Here is a 21273-nt window from a genome sequence, read left to right on the forward strand (position 1 = left end):
TGCCTTAAATTTGATTCAAGATTGTTGCTGAACTTCATTTGATCACAACAGGGCTGGTGATTAGTGACCCGCCACCCTAAATTGTACCTGAGTGTCAACATTGAAACAGGACTGGATGATTCGTATGCCTGCACCGCTTAACCGCAGACATGTTATTTCCCTTGCAGGCGTTGCCGCTGCAGGGCTCGCTTTTGCTGGCAATGCGAGCGCACAGTCACGCAGCGCCGAGGCGACTGTTGACGCTGCAAAGGTTGCCGAGCCCGGCAAACTCAAGGACATGGTTTATGGTAAGGCCGATGCGCCTGTCACCATCGTTGAATATGCGTCGTTGACCTGCTCGCATTGCGCTGATTTCGCAGTCAATACGTTGCCGACGATCAAGGAAAAGTACATCGATACGGGCAAGGCCCGTTTGATTTTCCGCGAATTTCCGTTTGATCCACGGGCGACTGCAGCCTTTATGCTTGCTCGTTGTGCTCCCGAAGACCGCTATTTCCCGATGGTTGAAGTCTTCTTCAAGCAGCAGCAGCAGTGGGCTGGTGCTGCCGATGGTGAAGCTGCACTGCTCCAAATTGCGAAACTTGCAGGTTTTACACAGGAGTCGTTCAAGGCTTGCTTGACGAACCAGCAAGTTCTCGATGATGTGAGAGCAACCATGGAACGCGGATCGACTGAATTTGGTGTGAACGCCACACCAACATTCTTCATCAACGGTCAAAAATACGCTGGAGCCCTTTCGATTGACGAGATGTCGGCAATCATTGACAAGTTGCTCTAAGCCGCCTTTCGGCACGAAAAGCGGACGCTTTATTGCGTCCGCTTTTTGTGTTTCTGGCGGAGGAGCCTGCTGATGCGCTTTTCCAAGCTACGTCTTGTCGGTTTCAAGTCTTTTGTCGAACCAATGGAATTCGTCATTGAGGGCGGACTGACAGGTGTCGTCGGTCCAAATGGTTGCGGCAAATCCAATCTCGTTGAAGCGCTGCGCTGGGTGATGGGTGAAAACTCATACAAGAATATGCGCGCTTCCGGCATGGATGATGTGATTTTCTCTGGTTCTGCTACGCGTCCGGCACGCAACACAGCGGAAGTAACACTGTTCCTCGACAACTCTGATCGTTCTGCACCGGCTGCCTATAATGATCAGGACGAATTGCAGGTCTCTCGCCGCATTGAGCGTGAATCCGGTTCCGTCTATCGGATCAATGGCAAGGAAGCCCGCGCCAAAGACGTACAGCTTCTTTTTGCCGATCAGTCGACCGGTGCCCGCTCGCCTTCAATGGTGGGGCAGGGGCGTATCGGTGAGCTAATTCAGGCGAAACCGCAGGCCCGTCGTGCGCTTCTGGAAGAAGCCGCCGGTATTTCGGGTCTCCATACGCGACGCCATGAGGCAGAGCTCCGTCTGCGCGCTGCTGAAGGTAATCTTGAGCGCCTCGAAGATGTAGTGGGTGAGCTGGGCAGCCAGATCGAAAGCCTGAAGCGACAGGCGCGACAGGCAAATCGCTTCAAGGCGCTTTCCGCTGATATTCGCCGCGCCGAAGCATCTCTTCTGCATTTGCGTTGGTCACAGGCCAAGGCACAGGAGGGCGAAGCGCAAAGTGCGCTGGCGCAGGCAACCTCCGTGGTTGGAGATATGGCGCAAGCGCAAATGAACGCTGCGCGGGGCCAGGCTGTAAGCGCTCTTAAATTACCTGAAATGCGTGAGGCTGAAGCAAAGGCCGCAGCGGCGCTGCAACGGCTCTCGATAGCCCGCACGCAGCTTGATGAGGAAGATGGCCGTATTCGTGTCCGCCGGGCCGAACTTATGAAGCGGCTCGAACAGCTGACGGCTGATATTGCCCGTGAAGAGCAGATGGTGCGTGAGAACGCGGATATTCTGGCGCGCCTTGATGAGGAAGAGCAGGAACTGATTGCTTCGAATGAAGCATCTGGTGAGCGCGATGAAGAATTGCGTGCGATCTTTGAGGAAACTGAAATCCGCCTGCAGGATAGCGAAAACGCGCTGGCGCGGGTTACCGCAGAACGTGCTGAAGCGGCTGCCGAGCGTGCACAGATCGAGCGCGCGTTACAAGAAATACTGGCTCGCCGCGATCGTCTGACCAGCCAGATGGATGGCATTGAGCGCGATATTGCGTCAGTCGCTGACCAGATCGGCGGCTTGTTTGATCCATCTGAAAAACGTATTCTCGTGGAAGGAGCAGCTGAGGCGCTGGCTGCTGCCGAAGAAGCTGTGATCGCTGCTGAAGAACTTGTGGGTGCGGCACGCGAGCAGGAAACAGCCAGCCGGCAACCGCTGAACGAGGCTCGTACGGAACTCAGCCGTATAGAGACCGAAGCACAAACGCTGGCACGTATTCTCAATGCTGGTGAGACAGGCCAGTTTCCGCCTGTTGTCGAGGAATTGAGGGTAGAGAAGGGCTATGAAATTGCCCTTGGTGCTGCCCTTGGCGAAGATCTTGATGCGGCCAGCGATGATCATGCCCCTGTCTACTGGGCTTACAATCCGGCTTCAGACGCCGATCCCGAATTGCCAGCAGGCGCAACGCCACTTGATCAGCTGGTTGAAGGGCCGCAGCAATTGCGCCGTCGGCTTGCTCAGGTGGGGGTGGTTGCCGATAGCGATGGTCGGCGTTTGCAGGGTGCACTCCGTCCTGGTCAGCGATTGGTGAGCAAGGCTGGCGCTTTATGGCGCTGGGATGGCTATACGGCAAGCGCTGATGCGCCTACGCCCGCCGCACAGCGGCTCGCACAAAAGAACAGGCTGGCCGAACTTGAGCAGGAAGCGATAACTGCTGCTCGGCGCGCGCAGGATGCTGAGCAAAGCGTGCAACGCCTTGAAATGGCTGTACGTGAGGCTGTTGAGCATGAGCGTGTCGCTCGTGATGCATGGCGTGCAAATCAGCGCAAGCTTGATGAAGCTCGTGAGGCTCTGGCTGCTGTTGAGCGCGCTGCGGGTCAACTGGCAACCAAACGCTCCGGGTTAGAAGAAGCCAAATCACGTCTTGAGGAAAGTCTTGAAGAAGCACAAATCCGGGTAGTTGAAGCCGAAGATCGGCTTAATGAAATGCCGGATCTCGGGGCTATTGCTGAGCGGCATTCGGCTCTGAGCGCGGAAGTGCAGTCTGATCGCGTAACACTTGCAGAAGCGCGCGCTGCCTATGAAGGTCAGCGACGCGAAGCGGATAGCCGTGGAAGACGGCTGGCGATGATCGGCATGGAACGGCGCAATTGGGCATCGCGTGCGCAGAATGCAGAACAGCAAATTGCAGCCTTGAATGATCGCCGCGCGGAAACTGCGGATGAAGCCGAAGTTCTGGCTGAAGCCCCGGAAGAAATCGAGAGCCGTCGCCGCGCGCTTTTGAACGAATTGTCTGACGCCGATGAGCGTCGCAAGCAGGCTGCCGATATTTTGACTGAGGCGGAAGCTGTGCAGGCCGAACTTGATAAGGCCGCGACACTGGCAATCCAGCAGCTTGCAACCAGCCGCGAGCAACGCGCTCGCGCCGAGGAGCGGCTGACAGCCGCAGAAGAGCGCCGCAAGGATACGGAAGCGCGTATTGCAGATGCGCTCAATTGCGCGCCGCATGAGGCTATTCGTCATACGGGTCTTAAGCCTGAAGATCGCATGCCGGACCCCGAACAGCTCGAGCGTCAGCTTGAGCGGCTCAGGATTGAGCGGGAACGGCTTGGCGCGGTAAACCTTCGCGCTGAAGAAGAGAGCCAGGAACTGACAGCACGCCTCGACGCAATCATCTCGGAACGTGAAGACGTCATTGAGGCGATAAAGAAACTGCGTCAGGCGATCCAAAGTCTGAACCGTGAAGGCCGCGAGCGCCTGTTGGCTGCTTTCGATGTAGTGAATGTGCAGTTCCAACGCCTGTTCACGCATCTTTTCGGTGGCGGCACCGCCGAGTTGCAGCTGATTGAAAGCGATGATCCGCTGGATGCAGGGTTGGAAATCCTTGCTCGCCCTCCGGGCAAGAAACCGCAGACAATGACCCTTCTATCGGGTGGTGAGCAGGCATTGACCGCAATGGCGCTGATCTTTGCTGTGTTCCTGACCAACCCGGCTCCGATCTGTGTGCTGGACGAAGTGGATGCCCCCCTCGACGATCATAATGTCGAGCGCTACTGCAATCTGATGGATGAAATGGCCGCTTCGACTGAAACACGTTTCGTGGTCATCACGCACAATCCGATTACTATGGCCCGCATGAATCGCCTGTTTGGAGTGACTATGGGCGAGCAGGGCGTCAGCCAGCTGGTCTCCGTTGATCTGCACACCGCAGAGCGGCTGCGCGAGGCAAGCTAAAGTGCGTGGCGTTTAGAGTGCGTCCCGAAAAGTGTGTAACGGTTTTCGGAGAAGATGGGGGATCTGAAACGCATCTTGAAAAGTGCAGGACGTTCTCGTTGGATAGCGCTCAAGAAAAATAGTTGGTTCGGTTAAGCAGATCCGGTGTTGGCGGAATCTGCTTAACGGCTTCGCTGCCGACTAACGTGCCGTATAGCTCACGTTGATTGTTGCATCTGACAAAGCACGCTGGACGAGCTTTTCGGGCGCCAAATCGTTGAGGCCGATTGGCAGTGGTTTTTCAAAGCTCAGATCCAGTGCGAAATAGCCGGTTGGATGGGGCATGTCCCAAATGAAGCGCATCAATGCCCTCTTCGATTCTGCATCGATCCGACTTTCCGGTATCGCATTTATTGCAGTACTTGCGGTATTGATGAACTGCGTGATTGCTTTTTCAGGATCGGTGTCACTGTTTGAGAAAGCCTGAAAAGCGAAGTTGGCGAGGGACGGCATAATGAGGCTTTCCCATATGCCTTGATTATCGAGGCGCAGGCGCACACGGGAAAGGGTTGCTGTCGGATTGACCGCGAGATCAGCGAGGGAAGATTCTGTCGGCAGGTTGAACTCGCCTGACACGGAGATCTTGCCCAGTCTGACGCTGCTCATCTCGGCATTCTGTATGTGCAGATATCCATCTTTCGGATCGAAGCGATACGAAGCTGCAAAGTCTGATGGGGTTTGCTGTACAGAATTTATAAATTTGGTCAGCTTATCGTCGATTTTGAGAGAAAGCCTGACGCCGTCAATTGCTACGCGGGCCCATTGTGGCGGACCTGAGGCCATATCTGGTGTCTCTGACATAAAGTCCCGAAAACGATCACCTTCAATTTCCACCCTGTCAAACGACCAACCCATCAGATTGCCGGTGCCGAACAATGCGTCTGAGATCACGCAACCGTCGTGACTATCCCGGACGTCAAAATTCTTGCCTTTCTCGAAAACGCTCATACCGTTTAAAAACTCCCCACAGCGACTGAGGGGCGCGTCTTCTTTCAAAGGTGGTGTGGTTTCAGCAAAGGCGGGTGCTGCGATAAACGACAGCAAGACTGAGGGCAGAATGAAACGCATTGCACCAATTTCTGTCAGTGTGAATCGTATTGAATGCGTTTCATCATTGTCATGGAGCCCGTTCTGTCAACCTTGCAGGTCTTCTCAGTAGCGATTGTTACTTGTCGCTCCAGACCGCAAGCTCGTTGCCCGCAGGGTCGGTGAAATGAAAGCGACGACCGCCCGGAAAGGCAAAGATAGGCTTTACAATCGTTCCACCAGCCTCGGTCACGGATGCAAGCGTTTCTTCGATTTTTGCCGAATAGAGCACGGGCAAAGGCTTTGCAGTGGCTTGCGGATCGGCATCGAAGCCACCGTCGAGCCCTTCGGCAAAAGCCGAATAAGTCGGGCCATAATCAACGAATGACCAGCCGAACGCACGTGCGTAAAAACTTTTCGCAGTGTCGAGGGACCCATTGGCTGCAGGCATTTCAAGATAATCGAGCTTGCCGGTAATACGCATGTCTAACTCCAAACGTTCTAGTTTTGTTCTTATATTGGGAGAAGATGCACTAATTTGTCAAGCGATATCGCATTTTGGTTAACCGACTGGTTTGATTATTAAAAATTAAGCCGCCCCATCATAATGCAATCGACAAACTCTCCGTCTCGAAAGGCATTGGACCGCAAAATGCCTTCGCGTTCGAAGCCGAAGTTTTCATAAAGTCGAATAGCATGAAGATTGTCTGCAAAGACGGTCAGGTCCAATCGGTGGAGATTAAGCCAGTTATCCGCCACCTCAATGATCTGGCGCATAAGGCCAGTGCCGATACCTTGACCCTGATAGTCGTCATGCACTCCGATACCAATGGTTCCACAGTGTATCTGCCGGCCATTTGCGCGATGAATATTGCAGCTTCCAACAATTTTACTATTGAGAACCGCTAGTATGACGGTGTTGCGCTCTGTGAGCGTCGAAAGCCATTGGCGGGTATTTTCAGCACGCGTGAAGGGCAAACGGGAAGTACCCGCTCGAAACTTGGGCATGTTGGTCATTGCACATATTTCTTCCGCATCCTCTACGCCTGGAGCACGATACGTCAGTGAATCTGGTGCTGAAATCATGGGGCCTCCGGCAAATAGGGTTACGGAGCCTAACTGTTCCCCACGCAGCCAGCCATCGCAAGAAACTAATCGCTATTTGTCTGGTTTTGCAATTAAAATTACCCGACACGGCTAAGCCGAGAAGTCTAATCGATTCTATTACGGTGCTTTGTCTTTTTTGATTGGCACGCGGCGACCTGATCGCATAAGCACGAAGATAGTTTCTGCAAGTCTGTGGAAAAGCACAGACATTGCGGACCGTTACCTGCGCAAGGGAGGTCAGCATGGCGAAGTGGGTGTACGCATTCGGTGATGGTAAGGCAGAGGGCGCTGCGAGTGATCGCAACCTTCTCGGTGGCAAAGGAGCGAACCTGGCTGAAATGAGCAGCCTTGGTTTGCCAGTGCCGCCCGGTTTTACGATCACGACTGAAGTGTGCACTTCCTATTATGACCATGAGCGCTCCTATCCGGATGAACTTGATCAACAGGTGCAATCGGCACTCAACCAGGTTGCGAAGCTGACCGACCGCACATTTGGTGGCACGGAAAAGCCGTTGCTGGTTTCTGTTCGTTCTGGTGCGCGTGCCTCCATGCCAGGCATGATGGATACAGTTCTGAACCTCGGCCTCAATGATGAGACTGTTCAGGCCATTGCACGTGAGGCGGGCGACGAGCGTTTTGCCTATGATAGCTATCGCCGTTTCATCCAGATGTATTCGGATGTGGTGTTAGGTGTTGATCACGGTTTCTTTGAAGAAATTCTGGAAGACAAAAAGGCCGATCTTGGTGTCGAAGTCGATACGGCATTGAGCGCAGACGACTGGAAGGAAGTCATTGCGCTATACAAGGCAAAGGTTGAGGAAGAACTGGGCGAGCCATTTCCGCAAGATCCACGCGAGCAGCTGTGGGGCGCAATCAGTGCCGTCTTCTCAAGCTGGATGAATGCGCGCGCCATCACCTATCGCCGTTTGCATAATATCCCCGCTCAATGGGGCACCGCCGTCAATGTTCAGGCAATGGTGTTCGGCAATATGGGCGAAACCTCTGCAACCGGCGTAGCCTTCACCCGCAACCCTTCTACAGGCGAAAAGAAGCTCTATGGTGAGTTTCTGGTCAATGCACAGGGCGAAGATGTGGTTGCTGGCATTCGCACGCCGCAGAACATTACCGAGGAAGCGCGAATTGCCGCTGGTTCCGACAAGCCGTCGCTTGAGAAGGTAATGCCGGAAGCGTTTGGCGAATTTCTGAAAGTCGCAGATCGGCTTGAGCGCCACTATCGCGATATGCAGGACCTTGAATTCACCATTGAACGAGGCAAGCTCTGGATGCTGCAAACCCGTTCGGGTAAGCGTACGGCCAAAGCAGCTCTCAAAATGGCTGTTGAAATGGCTGCGGAAGGGCTGATTACCGAAGAAGAAGCCGTGCTGCGTATTGATCCGGCAGCGCTTGACCAGCTTTTGCACCCGACCATTGACCCCCGTGCCCAGCGCATTGTCATCGGGCAAGGCCTGCCAGCTTCTCCGGGGGCTGCGACTGGTGAGATCGTGTTCTCATCAGAGGATGCAGAGCAGGCTAAATCTGAGGGCCGCAGCGTTATTCTCGTGCGCGTTGAAACAAGCCCGGAAGATATTCACGGTATGCATGCAGCCGAAGGTATTTTGACGACACGCGGGGGCATGACCAGCCATGCCGCTGTTGTGGCGCGCGGTATGGGTAAGCCTTGCGTTTCTGGTGCGGGGTCGCTGCGTGTTGATTATCGCAACGGCACGATGCTGGCCGCAGGGCAGACTTTCAAGAAGGGCGATATTATCACCGTCGATGGCGGCAGTGGCCAGGTGCTGAAAGGTGCGGTTGCCATGTTGCAGCCGGAGCTTTCCGGTGATTTTGGTCATCTGATGCAATGGGCTGATAAGACGCGACGCATGAAGGTTCGTGCCAATGCAGAAACACCCGCAGATGCCCGCACAGCACGTTCTTTCGGGGCAGAAGGCATCGGCCTTTGCAGAACCGAGCACATGTTTTTTGAAGGCGAACGCATTATCGCAATGCGCGAAATGATCCTGGCCGACAAAGAGGATGGTCGCCGCGCGGCTTTGGCAAAACTTCTGCCGATGCAGCGTTCCGACTTTGTCGAACTGTTCGAGATTATGAAGGGGTTACCCGTTACAATCCGTTTGCTCGATCCACCATTACACGAGTTCCTGCCACGTACAGATGAAGAAGTTGCGGAAGTGGCAGCTGCGATGGGCGTTGACGCTGATAAGTTGCGTGAGCGCTCTGATAGTCTGCACGAGTTCAATCCAATGCTGGGTCATCGCGGCTGTCGTCTGGCTGTATCTTATCCTGAGATTGCCGAAATGCAGGCACGGGCGATCTTTGAAGCGGCAGTCGAAGCCGGTAAAAAGACTGGCGAGCCGGTCGTGCCGGAAGTCATGGTTCCGCTGGTCGGCCTCAAAGCAGAGCTTGATTTTGTCAAAGCACGTATTGATGCCGTGGCAAAAGAGGTTATCAGCGAGGCCGGTGTTCAGATCGATTATATGGTTGGCACCATGATCGAACTGCCACGTGCAGCTCTGCGTGCTGCCGAGATTGCAGAGACGGCGGAATTCTTCTCGTTTGGTACGAACGATCTCACGCAAACGACATTCGGTATTTCACGCGACGACGCGGCTCCGTTTCTTTCGACTTATCAGAGCCGTGGCCTGATCGAACAGGACCCGTTTGTCTCGCTTGATTTAGAGGGTGTCGGTGAGCTGATCCAGATTGCAGCCGAGCGTGGACGCAAGACACGCGACAATCTCAAGCTTGGTATTTGTGGCGAGCATGGCGGCGATCCGACGTCGATAGCCTTCTGCGAGAAGACCGGCCTTGATTATGTGTCTTGCTCGCCCTTCCGTGTGCCGATCGCACGTCTGGCGGCAGCTCAGGCCGCAGCACGCAATAAATGAATGCCATAATTCGGCTTTGGTTCTGGCGCTGTAAACTGTAAGTCTTAATGTCAGAACGTTGTTTATCGGGGCAGATATGTTTCGTCAGTTATTTGCGGCGGGGGTCGCGCTCGTTTGTTTGCACACTGTGGCCAGCGCATATGACGCGCTGCCGCAGTCCGAAAACAACGAGAAAATCAGCATTGTGGAACCACAATTGCGTATCGCAAAGGGTGGGGCAGCTGCGCCGCAAGTGGCGCTGACGCTGGATGCCTGCATGGGGAAGACGGATCATCGTATTCTCGATGTATTGGTGCAGAACCGCATACCGGCGACGATTTTTGTTACTGGACGCTGGCTGAAACAGAATGCAGAAGCCTTTGCGGTGATGAAGGCGCATCCTGATCTCTTCGACATAGAGAACCACGGCAATATGCATGTGCCGGCCATAACCAATGTGCCGACGATGTATAATATCAAAACGGCGGGATCACTTGATGCCGTTCGGTCCGAGATTGGTGGCGGTGCCGATGCAATTGCAAAATCGGGTGCTTCAAAACCACAATGGTATCGTGATGCAACAGCCCGTTATTCGACCGATGCAGTCAAGCTCGCGGAAGGCATGGGGTACAAGATCGGTGGCTATTCATTGAATGGCGACCAGGGCGCATCGTTGCTTGCGCCCCTTGTTGCTCGCCGCATTTCGGCTGCGCGTGATGGTGACGTCATAATTTCGCATATCAACCAGCCAACCCGTTCTGCTGGTGAGGGTGTCGCCAAAGGCATTCTTGCGCTTCAGGCAAAGGGCATGAAGTTTGTGAAACTTCGGGATGTTGAGACAATCATGACGCTCAACCCGGTGCCTTCACATAATCTCCATGCGGGTTCACCTGCGGCAATTGCAACGCCGCAAGCAGGCAAATGACAATCTGAAATTCTAACTGCCGTTTGTATTGTCCTTTGGGGACAGGCTTTTCATGACTGCTGCATAATTGCGTCCAAGGCTTTCAAACAAAGCGTTTTCGCCAGTTGGTGGGGCCACGGAAAGGGTCGTGCCGTCATTGCCTAATGTGACGAAGACAACCTGATCCTGAGGGTGGCCTGCGATGGCTATAGCACCAATACGCTGCGCTTCGCTGGTGTCGAGCGCAGGCATGTTGAACAGAACTTCTCCGCCCACGCGTTCTGCTGCCTTGGCAAGGGCAGTATCAAATCCCTCGATCAGAACGTCGATGGCTCCGAGCGCGAATTCAAGCTCGACTGCTTCCAGCGTCATGACATCCTGATCGGCCTCAGCAGCGCTGGATGTAGCTGGCACATGGCCATTATGAAGGGTGCGATCCATGTCGTCCTCTCCGACGAATCCGAAAAAAGCCCCCATATACCCGATCATGCCCTTCGTTAGAAGTTGCTGCAATAGCTTTTATATTGATTTCACTCTATTTTTCCCGCTCATTTTGTATAGCTGGCTGAATTGACAGCATACGAGCTGCCTTTTCCTTTTGCGTTGGGGTACTCTCTGTTATGCATGGATGCGGCTTTTAGAGCGCATCCTGAAAAGTGTAAGACAGTTTTCGGGGAAGATGTGCGTAAAACAAATAATTAGCGCGCGATCTGATTCAACAAGATTCAAACGCGCTCTGAATGCTTCCGGGAACTCGCATGAGAAAACTTCGCTATCAACGCCGACAGTCGCGCGCAGCTATTTGGGCTTTGCGATTTGGCGTATTTGCAGCGGTTCTGTCAGCGCTTGGCCTTCTCCTGCACAGGTTTGGAAAGCTTGAAACGCCTGACTTCGTTCACGTTGCGGCTCTCAGTGGCATTGTTGCGATACTCGCGCTTGTATGTGCCGCAATAGGGCTGCGTAATCTGTGGGTGAGTGGTGATAAGGGCGGCGCGCGCTCCTTTTGGGCCAGCTTTCTGGCATTTTCAGTTTTGCTACCGCTCTGTTTTGCCGGTTCCCTTTGGTATGGCTCGCCACAGCTTTATGATCTGACGACTGACTTTGAGACGCCTCCGCAGTTTCCATCAACAATGCCCCCGCGCTTACCACGAATGAACCCGCTATCGGTTGATGTAAGCGGGGATATGTTGGGACAAATGTCGGCCTATCCTGATGTGATGGGGCGTCGTTATCCGGCAGCTCCAGATCGGGTTGCGCAAGGGGTAGAAAATACGCTCAAAGCCTTTGGCTGGACGAAAGTCAGCCGCGATATTCCATTGCCTGTGCAGAATGCAATGCGGTTCGCAGCAACGGCACACAGCTCTATTCTTGGTTTGAAGAGCGATGTGGTTATTCGTCTGCTTGATGAGGGCGAAACGACTTATGTGGATATGCGGTCTTTGTCGCGGTATGGCCACCACGATATGGGGCTGAATGCCGCCTTCATCACCGAGTTTCTGTCTGCGCTCGAAGGTGAGGTCAACAAAGCGCCAGCCGATGTCGAGTGATTAGCGCGGCTGATAGATACCGTTTAGCGATGGATTGCCATCGGTGATGATTTCGCCACGTCCGACGAGATCTTCGAGATGCGCTAATACGGATAGGGCCGCAGCGCCATGCAGGCGGGGATCGGTATCGCGATAGATGGCTTTGACCATATCTGGAATGGTACGGTCGCCTTGCACAATCCGTTCCAGTATCGCGCGCTCACGCATTTTACGATGCGCGCGCAGTCCCCTTACGAAAGCAGCAGGTTTGGTGACAGCACCGCCGTGGCCCGGTAGATAGACGCTATCATCGCGTTCAAGCAGCTTTTCAAGTGAGGCCATATAGTCACTCATTGAACCGTCCGGTGGTGCAACGATGGACGTTGCCCATGCCATCACGTGATCGGCAGAAAACAGAATACCAGTGTCTTCGAGGCCAAAAGCCATATGGTTGGCCGCGTGACCCGGTGTGTGAATGCCGCGCAGGGCCCAGCCGTCTCCATCTATCTTCTCGCCATCAGGCAGAGCCAGGTCGGGTGAAAAATCAGTATCAGCGCTGGCCTCAAGAAAGTTTACCTCGCCACTATAATAAGGGCGGGCGGGGCGATGTGGGCCTTCGGCAACGACAAGAGCGCCGGTCCGTTCCTTCAGTCGCTTTGCAAGAGGGGAATGATCCCTATGGGTATGGCTTACAAAAATATGGCTCACTGGACGTCCGGAGATAGCAGCGAGAAGAGCCTGAAAATGCGCTTCATCCTCTGGGCCAGGATCGATGACGGCAAGCGTATCTGTCCCTATGATATAGCTGTTTGTGCCATGAAATGTAAAAGCGCTCGGATTATTCGCAGTCAGGCGGAGCAGGTCTTTACGCAAGGCAACCGGCGCCCCATATTCCGGGGAGAAGCTGCCGTCGAAATCAAGCGCCATTGAATAATCCAACTCGTTCTGGTTTGCCGGTTTATGTTTGTTGCAATTCTTCGAACGGCTTAGGACGAATATAGTCCGGTTTCAAATGATTATCTGGTGAAGCGATACTCACAGCGCCGATTTTAGGAGTGAGATAAAGATGCGTCAGAGAAATAAATCAAAAATTGCCGTGGCGTCTCTTCCAGCTGGCTACTTGCAAACCAAGCAACTGACACGGGCTTTCCGGTTTGTTGTGCTGGCAATTCTTGGTAGCGCTGTTCTCACGATCGCGGCGAATATCAAGGTTGATCTTCACTACGTCAATGTGACGATGCAGACCGCAGCACTCTTTGCAATCTCGGCGCTTTACGGTTCACGTCTCGCTGTTGCCACCGTCGCACTTTATCTGCTTGAGGGCGCTCTCGGCATGCCCGTTTTCACCGGAACGCCTGAAAAGGGCGTCGGCCTTGCCTATATGATGGGGCCGACTGGTGGTTATCTTCTTTCTTATCTCTTTGCCGCGTGGATGATTGGTCGGGCTGCGGATAAGGGGCTCGCACACAAGCCGCTTGCGCTTGGCGGCGTCATGCTGCTTGCCGAGGCCGTCGTGCTCGTCATGGGCGCAGGCTGGATGGCTTATTTGTATGGTCTTGAAAAAAGCATCGCCTTTGGCTTTGGTGCCTTCATTATCGCCGACCTGGTCAAGCTTGCACTCGCGGCCTGCGGTGTTCCGGCAGCGTTGGCTCTATTCAAACGTTGATCAGCACAAACCATTGATAAATTTCAAAGGTCGAGTTTATTGCTCGGCCTTTTTCATAACTTTGTTGAAACTGCTTTGCGATTGACAATCCATGGGCTGCAAAGCTTTGTATGAGCGGGTCCCGAAAATTGTGAACAGGTTTTCGGAGCTGCATGAAATTGACTTGTGGGGAGGGAAGCGTGAAGTTTGAAGTGCTGGAAGTTGAGCCGCTGACAAAAGCAGCTTTTGTGCCGTTTGGGGATGTTATCGAGGTGGATGGCGCTGAACGGCGTCTTATCAACAATGGCACGACGGAGCGCTTTCATGATCTTGCCCATGTCGAGGCTGCCGGTACTGACGCACGGGTTCTGATCAATATCTTTCGCGGTCAGTCTTTTGCAGCGCCCATCGATATTGTGATGATGGAGCGGCATCCATTCGGATCGCAGGCTTTCATTCCTTTGAATGGCAGATCTTTCCTGGTTGTCGTTGCAGAAGATGCGGAAGGTAAACCTGCCCGACCAAGAGCATTTCTTGCGCGAGGTGATCAGGGTGTCAATTATTGGCGCAATGTCTGGCATCATCCGCTTGTATCCCTTGAGCAGACGTCAGATTTTCTTATTGTTGACCGGGCGGGCATTGAGGATAATCTGGAGGAATATTTCCTTCTGGATGTCGCCTATCGTATTGAGACAATCCCGGCTTTTGAAACGCAAATCTGAGGATCAAAATGGGCAAGCTATCCACACATGTTCTTGACACTGCGCATGGTAGCCCGGCGGCCGCGATGCGGATTGAGCTTTATCGGCTTGGAGCATTGGGAAAGACTGAGCTGCTCAAACGCACCGTAACTAATCTCGACGGTCGCACGGATGAACCGCTGCTGAGCGGTATTGAAATGCAGGAAGGTACTTATGAGCTGCAATTTCATGTCGCCGAATATTTTGAAGCGCGTGGTGCCGACGTTGCCAACCCTCCGTTTCTCGACCTGATTCCAATCCGGTTCGCAATTGCCGACGAGGACGGCAATTATCATGTGCCGCTTCTGGTCAGCCCCTGGTCCTATTCGACCTATCGCGGAAGCTGACTTATCCCCCTTTGATTGAGAGCCGTTAAGCTCCCCGCATTATCAACGCGAGGAGCTTTTCTATGGATCAAACGCCTAATCTCAAACTTCCCTACATCATGCCCAGTCAGGCGCAGAAGCACGTCACGCATAATGAGGCGTTGCGATTGCTTGATGCGGTCGTGCATCTCAGTGTGAAATCGCGGGTACAGACTGGCGCACCCGTCACACCCGAATCTGGTGAACGACATATCATTGCAAGCCCCGCCACCGGGCTGTGGGCCGGAAAAGACGGAATGATAGCCTTCTTTGTTGATGACGGCTGGTCGTTCGTTGCCGTCGCAAAAGGCTGGTTAGCCTATGTCGAGGATGAAGGCAGGCTGCTGGTATTCAATGGCACGCAGTGGGAGGTCACAGGCTCTGTACCCGCTAGCCTGTCATTGTCAATGCTTGGTGTGCAAGCAACAGCGGATGCAATCAACCGCTTTGCAATATCATCAGAAGCAAGCCTTTTTAACAATGCCGGTGCGGGTCATCAGATCAAAGTCAACAAACAGGCGGCAACACATACAGCCAGCCTTTTGTTCCAGTCAGGCTGGACCGGGCACGCGGAGATGGGGCTGAATGGCGACAACAATTTCAGTGTCAAGGTTGGCGATGATGTCGGCAATTGGCGGGAAGCAGTTAAAGTCGACCGCGCAACCGGAAACGTCGCTGTCGGCTCCATATGGCCTGAGACACGGCTTCATGTCGACGGTCCCATTCGCCCTGCATCGTTTACGGTCGCAGGCTTGCCGTCAGCCGCAGTCCACGGAGCAGGGGCGATGGTTTTTGTAAGCAATGCCAGTACAGGTCCGCAAATGGCCTACTCAAATGGCGCTGGTTGGCTGAGTATGCGCACGGGCACAGCGATCACCTAATGTTCTGATTGTTTTTTACCACCGCATCTCTGCCGAAAGTTATCTCACATTTTGAGGGGTGCGCTATCAGTCCGACACGGCGGTTTTGCGGTGTCCTCTGACCGCAATTTACCAAATTCACTCAGACAACGGCAATTTCAGATAATACCAGCCTTTTTGGCCTGTAATGACAGATGCTCATGAATAATCATGGTGCCGCCGCTTCCTTGCAGTGGTGCGGGATCCTGAGTCGCACGCGCCTCCTTGGGTGTAAGTCCGAAGCGGACTTTAAAAGCCTTGGTCAGCTGTGTGCCATCGTGGAATCCACAACGATAGGCAACTTCCTTCAAGGAAATAGCTTTGCCTTTCTGATCGACGACAATTCGGTAGGCGAGATCCAGTCTCTTGTCGCGGATCACTTTGGCGACGCCTTCGTCCGGTTCAAATGCGCGATAAAGATGCGAGCGCGACATACGGAAATGCTGTTGTATCGAATAAGGACCGAGAAGTGGGTTTGTGATGTTCTTGTCGATATAAGCGAGAATGCGGTTGCGTATAGGCAGGTTGGTCGTGTCACTTTCAACCGAACCGTTATCTGTACCCTTGATGCATGATGCCAACAGCACCATCATCGCGTCCTTGGCGGCAATGGAGTCCATAGCAGAAAGCTCCTGAACGACGTCATACAAGTCTCGCAGATATTCAAACAGGAGCCGGGTCGCTGGAGCTTCGGCTGTGAGCACGATGCCATGCAGGTTACGCCAGCCAACAAGCTTCTCGACCTCCTGACGTGGCATGATGACAGTCAGACGAGCGCCTGTCTCGGCTTGACTGGATATAACTTGTGCCATGTCGATGACGAAAATATCACCGGGCTTCGCAGAGACAGCGATGCCATTGAAGTCACCGACCAGAGTGCCAGCCAACATGACTTGGAGCACATAATGATCAAGCCCACCACGAGCGATAATGTTCGTTGTACGCTCATAGTGCTGGTTGTTGAAGGTCGTGGAGCCAATCAGCATGTTGCCAAAGGGATAAGAGCGCACCGTGCCGGTAAAGCCTCTTCCCGCGTCATCTTTTATGGATGATACCTCATAGAACAATTTGACTGCATCACGCCAGAAATCGTCGCGAATTTCAGTCCCGACCATATCAGTCGATAAAAAAAGTTCTTCGGTCATCGGTCCCTCGTCGTGGGAAGCTATTATCATGTTTCCGACGCAGGTTGTTCGATAAAAGCAATCAATTAATTGTTAAAATTCAATATAATTAGAAGGTATACATAATAATTTTGAGAAGTGTCAGGTTATCGACTGATATTGTGTTGTAAATATAATAAAAATTGATAAATAAAAAATTCCCGCAATATTAGAGACATCTAATATTGCGGGAATTTCAAATAAATGCAGAACAAATCTTAGTACGGGCTGTCGACCTTGCCCATTTCTACATACACAGTCTTGATCTGGCTGTAATGCGTCAGAGCTGCTATGCCGTTTTCACGTCCAATGCCGGATTGTTTGTAACCGCCGAAGGGGACTTCGACAGGTGTAAGATTATAGGCGTTGATCCAGCAGGTCCCCGCCTTGATTTGCCCTATTACACGATGACCACGTGCGATGTCGGCCGTAAAGACGCCAGCGGCCAGACCGAATTCCGTATCGTTGGCGCGTGCAATGACCTCATCCTCGTCGGAGAAGTCCAGGATGCTCATGACAGGTCCGAAGATTTCTTCCCGCGCGATCGTCATATCGTCTGTCACGTCTGTGAAGACTGTTGGCTCGATGAAACAGCCCTTGTCAAAACCCTGCAGCTTGGGAACGCCACCGCCATAGGCCAGAGTTGCACCTTCGGCCTTACCTTTTTCGATATAGGACAGAACCTTATCGCGCTGCGCGACATTGACGAGGGGCCCCATCTGGGTCGCTTCATCCAACGGATCGCCGATGCGGATTTTACGCGTGCGTTCAACAAGACGTTCCACAAAGCGTTCGCGTATAGTCTTATGAACGAACACACGGGTGCCGTTTGAACAGACCTGGCCCGTTGAATAGAAATTGCCGAGCATTGCTCCGCCGATCGCGCTTTCAAGATCGGCATCATCAAAGACGATAATTGGCGATTTGCCACCGAGTTCCATCGTGACATGCTTCAGATGTTCGCCAGCCTGTGACATGATGCGTTTGCCAGTCGGAACAGAGCCGGTCAGTGAAACTTTTGCTGTAAGACGATGGTTGACGAGAGCTGCGCCCACATCGCCAAAACCCTGCACAACATTGAACAGGCCATCGGGAAGGCCAGCTTCCTTATAGGCTTCCGCCAAAGCAAGGGCAGAGAGCGGAGTGTTTTCCGATGGCTTGAAGATGAAAGCATTGCCCATGGCGAGCGCCGGAGCAGATTTCCATGCCGCGATCTGAATAGGATAATTCCATGCCCCAATGCCGACGCAGATGCCAAGCGCTTCGCGGCGGGTATAGGCGAACGAGCCGCCAAGTTCCACAAACTCGCCATTGAAGCCAGAGATGATGCCGCCGAAGAATTCAAGCGCATCCGCAGCCGAAGCCGCGTCGGCAACAAGCGTTTCCTGAAGCGCCTTACCGGTATCGAGTGTCTCAAGCTTCGAGAGTTTCTTGTTTTTCTCGCGTAAAATATCCGCCGTGCGGCGCAGAATGCGGCCGCGCTCGACAGGCTTGAGTGCTGCCCATTCGCCCTGCGCCTTGAGTGCGGCCGCATAGGCTGCCTCAATCACGTCAGGCGTTGCCGAATAAAGCTTTGCGATTTCTTCGCCGGTTGCCGGATAGAAAACGGGAAGCGGCTTGCCCGCCTTGTCTTCTACAAATGCGCCACCGATGAAATGCGAGGCTTTGGGTTGTACTTTCATTTTATTCTCCTCGGGGTTCATTAGCGGTCAGAAACTTGCCAGCGTGGGTTAATCCAGGGTTCCTGATTGGAACGCGCTAAGGGCGTGCGGCCAAGAATGTGATCAGAGGCCTTTTCGCCGGTCATAATAGACGGCCCATTGAGATTGCCGTTCGTTATACGCGGAAAAATCGACGAATCTGCAACACGCAGACCATCAACACCGATAACACGACATTCAGGGTCAACGACTGCCATCGGATCGTCAACTGCACCCATCTTACAGGTTCCGCAAGGATGGAAAGCGCTTTCCACATGTTCGCGGAGGAAGTTGTCGATTTCATCATCGGATTGTACATTTGCGCCGGGTTGAATTTCTGCACCGCTATAGGGTGCGAAAGCATCTTGTCCGAATATTTCTCGCGTTAGCCGCACGCAATGGCGGAAATCCGACCAGTCATCTTCGTGCGACATATAGTTGAACTGAATTTGCGGCTTTTCGCGTGGATTGGCCGAGCGAAGCGTCACGCTACCGCGCGATTTGGATCGCATCGGTCCGACATGTGCCTGAAATCCGTGGGACTCCGCTGCCGCCTTACCGTCATAGCGAATGGCGACGGGCAGGAAGTGATACTGTATATCGGGGTATTCTATCCCGGCTTTCGAGCGCACGAAAGCGGCAGATTCAAAATGGTTGGTGGCACCATCTCCCGATTTGAAGAACAGCCATTGCGCGCCGATCATCGCTTTTGAGAAAAGGTTGAGCTTGGAGTAGAGCGTGATGGGCTGCGTGCATTCCTGCTGGATATAGACTTCAAGATGATCCTGCAGATTCTGTCCCACACCGGGACGATCCACCACCACATCGATGCCGTGTTCTTTCAGCTGTGTCGCAGGGCCAATGCCCGACAACATCAGAAGCTTTGGTGAGTTGATCGACGATGCCGCTATGATGACTTCACGGCGCGCACGAATGGTCGAGAATGTGCGGCCTGCTTCAATTTCAACGCCCACAGCGCGCTTGCCCTCGATCACGATCTTGCGTGCCAGGCCCTTGACGAGCTTTACATTGGGACGTTTTAAAGCCGGCTTCAGATAGGCATTGGCAGCCGACCAGCGTCGTCCATTATGGATTGTCTGCTCCATCGGGCCAAAGCCTTCCTGCTTTTGCCCGTTATAGTCTTCTGTGACTTCAAAACCCGCCTGATGTCCTGCATCCACGAAGGCTTTAAACAGCGGATTATCGCGTCGCCCACGCTGAATATGCAACGGGCCATCCGTTCCGCGCCAGCCATCCTGTCCGCCATGGGAGTTTTCCATGCGCTTGAAATAGGGCAGTACGTCAGCATAGGACCAGCCGCGTGCCCCGCTTTCTGACCAATGGTCGTAATCCCGTGCATGACCGCGCACATAGACCATACCGTTGATCGAAGACGATCCGCCAACCACTTTGCCACGTGGCGTGACTAAGCTGCGTCCGCCGATATGCGGTTCGGGCTCAGTGGAAAAGCCCCAATCATAAGTTTCCATATTCATGGGGAAGGAGAGTGCAGCAGGCATCTGGATCAGCGGCCCGATGTCTGGGCCCCCAAATTCGATCACGATAACCGAATGTCTGCCGTCTTCCGAAAGGCGATAGGCCATGGCTGAACCGGCAGAGCCAGAGCCAATAATAACGAAGTCCGCTTCCATACTCATTTCTCCACCGAAAGCTGAACGGCAATGTAATCTTCCACAAGAGCAATCGCTGATGCTGCATCGGGCGCGTCAGCGCCCAGTGCATGCCGGATGTAAAGCCCGTCAATCAGTGCACCTGCACCTTCGGCAATGCGATTGGCGCGTTCTCGGCTCGTCAATTGTTCAAGTGCAAAGACCAGATTTGATTGCAGGCGGCGCGCGTAAATGCGCAGAAGCCGCTTGGTGTCTTCTGACTGTTGTGCGTGCACATAAAAGGTGAGCCAGGCGGCAATTGTTTCCTGTGCGAACTGCGAAGCGGAAAAGTTGACCGCAATAATTGTTGCAATGCGCTCACTCGGTGTTTCTGCGAGCTTTATTGCGGCATTCAGGTCACTTCCGAGTTCGCGCAACAGATGACGCATGGTCGCGAGGATGAGTTTGTCCTTGCCGCCGAAATAATGATGCGCGAGCGCAGGCGAGACGCCTGCTTCATGGGCGATCTGCGCAACGGTGACATCCAGCGAACCACGCTGGCCTATTGTGCGGATGGCGGCATCGATTAATTCGCGCCGCCGTAAAGGTTCCATCCCGATTTTGGGCATAATGGTTGTCCCGGTTTAGTGCATGCCCAGCAAAAGTGCGAAGCGGTTTTGCTTAGGACAATGCGTAAGAACAAATAGCTAGAGCGGTTCCAGCGATTCAGCCTTAACCGGAACCGCTGTTTATGCGCATTTTATCTTTGATTGACTGATCAATCAATAAAAACTCGAAAAATTGGGATTGCGTAGTTGGGGGCAACAGAAACATCGAGCAGATCAGGTTGCGGGCTTGCAGCTATTGGCCGCTCTGCATACATTTGAGGGATGAGCAGAGCATTTACCAAGGAACAGGATGACGCTCCGACCGATCTCGGTGAACGTCCCATTAGCCCGCACCGCAATCTCGTCACGCCTGAAGGCCTGAAGCTGATTGAGGGTGAGTTATCAAGGCTGCAACGCGAATTGGCTGAAGCCAATATTGCGGGCGAACGCTCGGCAATCGCGCGCCTTTCGCGCGATTTACGCTACTGGGCGGCGCGACGTGAAACGGCTGAATTATCCGTGCCGGAGGCGGAGAGCGATGTCGTGCGGTTTGGAATGACCGTCGAACTGGAAGACCTCGACGGTGTGGGACGTATTTGGACCATTGTGGGCGAAGACGAGGCTGATCCGTCCAAAGGTAAAATATCCCACATGTCGCCGGTCGCAATCATGCTCTTCGGCAGACCTGTAGGTGAGGTCGTGATAATCAACGGCAAAGAGTGGGAGATCGTGGCTGTTTCGGTCTGA

The 21273-nt window shown here is 53.5% G+C and carries 19 protein-coding genes; 10 read left to right on the top strand and 9 right to left on the bottom strand.

Going from position 1 to position 21273, the window contains the following annotated elements; translation table 11 throughout:
* Nucleotides 1-124 precede the first annotated feature (124 nt).
* Together CEV32_RS21270 and smc are read left to right on the top strand one after the other, a co-directional pair.
* Nucleotides 125-778 carry a DsbA family protein gene (locus CEV32_RS21270; protein WP_094579210.1) on the top strand — a complete coding sequence of 218 codons (654 nt, stop codon included), beginning with the start codon at nucleotides 125-127 and terminating at the stop codon, nucleotides 776-778.
* Between the two features lie 72 nt (nucleotides 779-850).
* The gene (gene smc, locus CEV32_RS21275; protein ID WP_094579057.1) at nucleotides 851-4309 is read left to right on the top strand and encodes a chromosome segregation protein SMC; all 3459 of its coding nucleotides are present in this window, start codon (nucleotides 851-853) and stop codon (nucleotides 4307-4309) included.
* Between the two features lie 180 nt (nucleotides 4310-4489).
* Here smc and CEV32_RS21280 read toward each other — a convergent pair whose 3' ends face one another.
* The 3 genes from CEV32_RS21280 to CEV32_RS21290 form a co-directional block, all read right to left on the bottom strand.
* Nucleotides 4490-5416 carry a hypothetical protein gene (locus tag CEV32_RS21280; RefSeq protein ID WP_094579058.1) on the bottom strand — a complete coding sequence of 309 codons (927 nt, stop codon included), beginning with the start codon at nucleotides 5414-5416 and terminating at the stop codon, nucleotides 4490-4492.
* 97 nt (nucleotides 5417-5513) lie between these two features.
* The gene (locus tag CEV32_RS21285; RefSeq protein ID WP_094579059.1) at nucleotides 5514-5858 is read right to left on the bottom strand and encodes a VOC family protein; all 345 of its coding nucleotides are present in this window, start codon (nucleotides 5856-5858) and stop codon (nucleotides 5514-5516) included.
* Between the two features lie 98 nt (nucleotides 5859-5956).
* Nucleotides 5957-6460 (bottom strand): GNAT family N-acetyltransferase, encoded by a 504-nt coding sequence (locus tag CEV32_RS21290; protein ID WP_094579060.1) that lies wholly within the window; start codon nucleotides 6458-6460, stop codon nucleotides 5957-5959.
* A gap of 263 nt (nucleotides 6461-6723) precedes the next feature.
* Here CEV32_RS21290 and ppdK point away from each other — a divergent pair, with 263 nt between their 5' ends.
* A complete protein-coding gene (ppdK, locus tag CEV32_RS21295; protein WP_094579061.1) occupies nucleotides 6724-9387 on the top strand; it encodes a pyruvate, phosphate dikinase in 2664 nt (887 codons plus the stop codon).
* Nucleotides 9388-9463: 76 nt separating this feature from the next.
* Nucleotides 9464-10291 (top strand): polysaccharide deacetylase family protein, encoded by an 828-nt coding sequence (locus CEV32_RS21300; RefSeq protein WP_094579062.1) that lies wholly within the window; start codon nucleotides 9464-9466, stop codon nucleotides 10289-10291.
* 12 nt (nucleotides 10292-10303) lie between these two features.
* On the opposite strand, the gene CEV32_RS21305 is transcribed toward CEV32_RS21300, so the two are convergent.
* The gene (locus tag CEV32_RS21305) at nucleotides 10304-10711 is read right to left on the bottom strand and encodes a hypothetical protein (RefSeq protein WP_094579063.1); all 408 of its coding nucleotides are present in this window, start codon (nucleotides 10709-10711) and stop codon (nucleotides 10304-10306) included.
* A gap of 317 nt (nucleotides 10712-11028) precedes the next feature.
* Between CEV32_RS21305 and CEV32_RS21310 the strand changes: the two genes are divergently transcribed.
* A complete protein-coding gene (locus tag CEV32_RS21310) occupies nucleotides 11029-11817 on the top strand; it encodes a DUF1499 domain-containing protein (RefSeq protein WP_094579064.1) in 789 nt (262 codons plus the stop codon).
* On the opposite strand, the gene CEV32_RS21315 is transcribed toward CEV32_RS21310, so the two are convergent.
* A complete protein-coding gene (locus CEV32_RS21315; protein WP_094579065.1) occupies nucleotides 11818-12723 on the bottom strand; it encodes an MBL fold metallo-hydrolase in 906 nt (301 codons plus the stop codon).
* 139 nt (nucleotides 12724-12862) lie between these two features.
* On the opposite strand from CEV32_RS21315, the gene CEV32_RS21320 reads away from it, so the two are divergent.
* The 4 genes from CEV32_RS21320 (at nucleotide 12863) to CEV32_RS21335 (ending at nucleotide 15427) form a co-directional block, all read left to right on the top strand.
* On the top strand, nucleotides 12863-13462 hold the full coding sequence (locus CEV32_RS21320) for a biotin transporter BioY (RefSeq protein ID WP_094579066.1): 600 nt from the start codon (nucleotides 12863-12865) through the stop codon (nucleotides 13460-13462).
* A gap of 152 nt (nucleotides 13463-13614) precedes the next feature.
* Complete coding sequence (locus tag CEV32_RS21325; protein WP_374882552.1) at nucleotides 13615-14163, top strand: ureidoglycolate lyase; 549 nt, start codon at nucleotides 13615-13617, stop codon at nucleotides 14161-14163.
* A gap of 8 nt (nucleotides 14164-14171) precedes the next feature.
* On the top strand, nucleotides 14172-14528 hold the full coding sequence (gene uraH / locus CEV32_RS21330) for a hydroxyisourate hydrolase (RefSeq protein WP_094579068.1): 357 nt from the start codon (nucleotides 14172-14174) through the stop codon (nucleotides 14526-14528).
* A gap of 62 nt (nucleotides 14529-14590) precedes the next feature.
* On the top strand, nucleotides 14591-15427 hold the full coding sequence (locus CEV32_RS21335; protein ID WP_094579069.1) for a DUF2793 domain-containing protein: 837 nt from the start codon (nucleotides 14591-14593) through the stop codon (nucleotides 15425-15427).
* Nucleotides 15428-15564: 137 nt separating this feature from the next.
* Here the strand turns inward: CEV32_RS21335 and CEV32_RS21340 are convergent, their stop codons facing one another.
* The 4 genes from CEV32_RS21340 to betI all read right to left on the bottom strand — a co-directional run bounded on the left by CEV32_RS21340 (nucleotide 15565) and on the right by betI (nucleotide 20547).
* A complete protein-coding gene (locus CEV32_RS21340; RefSeq protein WP_094579070.1) occupies nucleotides 15565-16590 on the bottom strand; it encodes a helix-turn-helix domain-containing protein in 1026 nt (341 codons plus the stop codon).
* Between the two features lie 236 nt (nucleotides 16591-16826).
* Nucleotides 16827-18290 (bottom strand): betaine-aldehyde dehydrogenase, encoded by a 1464-nt coding sequence (gene betB, locus CEV32_RS21345; protein WP_094579071.1) that lies wholly within the window; start codon nucleotides 18288-18290, stop codon nucleotides 16827-16829.
* Between the two features lie 20 nt (nucleotides 18291-18310).
* Entirely contained in the window at nucleotides 18311-19960 is a 1650-nt protein-coding gene (betA, locus tag CEV32_RS21350; protein ID WP_094579072.1) for a choline dehydrogenase, read from the bottom strand.
* 2 nt (nucleotides 19961-19962) lie between these two features.
* Nucleotides 19963-20547, bottom strand: coding sequence for a transcriptional regulator BetI (gene betI / locus CEV32_RS21355; RefSeq protein WP_094579073.1), 585 nt, complete (start codon nucleotides 20545-20547; stop codon nucleotides 19963-19965).
* A 261-nt stretch (nucleotides 20548-20808) separates the two neighbouring features.
* Between betI and CEV32_RS21360 the strand changes: the two genes are divergently transcribed.
* The gene (locus CEV32_RS21360) at nucleotides 20809-21273 is read left to right on the top strand and encodes a GreA/GreB family elongation factor (protein WP_094579074.1); all 465 of its coding nucleotides are present in this window, start codon (nucleotides 20809-20811) and stop codon (nucleotides 21271-21273) included.

Origin of the sequence: Brucella rhizosphaerae (genome assembly GCF_002252475.1) — a bacterium.
Taxonomy (GTDB): Bacteria; Pseudomonadota; Alphaproteobacteria; order Rhizobiales; family Rhizobiaceae; genus Brucella; species Brucella rhizosphaerae.